Source organism: Acidithiobacillus sp. IBUN Pt1247-S3, assembly GCF_041146875.1.
Classification (GTDB): domain Bacteria; phylum Pseudomonadota; class Gammaproteobacteria; order Acidithiobacillales; family Acidithiobacillaceae; genus Igneacidithiobacillus.
On the sequence record NZ_JBFRXP010000079.1, the window covers coordinates 1 to 548 of the forward strand.

The following is a 548-nucleotide window of genomic DNA, read 5'->3' on the forward strand; positions in this document are numbered from 1 at the left end:
GCCATAGGCCGGCGGATACGAGGGATGCTCGGAATAGCCTGCCGGTGTGACTATATAGGAGACCTGGGGTAGGCGGTCCTGCAACACATCCTCGAGCAACGTATTGATTACGGGGGAACCACTCATTCCCCGCCGGAATAGAGGGCTGCTGCTAGAAGCCGCGGCAAACGGCTGGAACCAAGCTAGTGCATTATCACCAAAATTTCCCGTCATCGGGTCAGAATCCCTGACCGTAAGACCCTCTTGGTATACACGCCAACTAACTCCTGCGTGTTGCAAACGTTCAGCGTAAGTTGGCCAAGTGAATGGCTTAAGTTGCCTTTCCCGCTCGGCCAATGGACTGTAATCCCAGGTGTTATCATCAATGAAGGGCCCGCCGTTCCTGCCTTCGGGATCGATGGAGCCAGTAAAAAGCATGGAACGATTGGGGCAAGTGGGCCCGGCGATGGAGGCAAAGTAATGGTCACAGACGGTGAAAGCATCGGCCAGGGCGTAATGGAACGGAATATCCGCCCGTTCGAAATAGCCCATAGTCATGTTGGTCTTGT

Annotated in this window: 1 protein-coding gene; it reads right to left on the reverse strand. The window is 54.6% G+C overall.

Features of this window, described 5'->3' with window-relative positions:
- A partial coding sequence (locus tag AB4090_RS15125) for an alkaline phosphatase family protein (RefSeq protein ID WP_369574703.1) occupies window positions 1-537 on the reverse strand: 537 nt, incomplete at its 3' end.
- Window positions 538-548 lie beyond the last annotated feature (11 nt).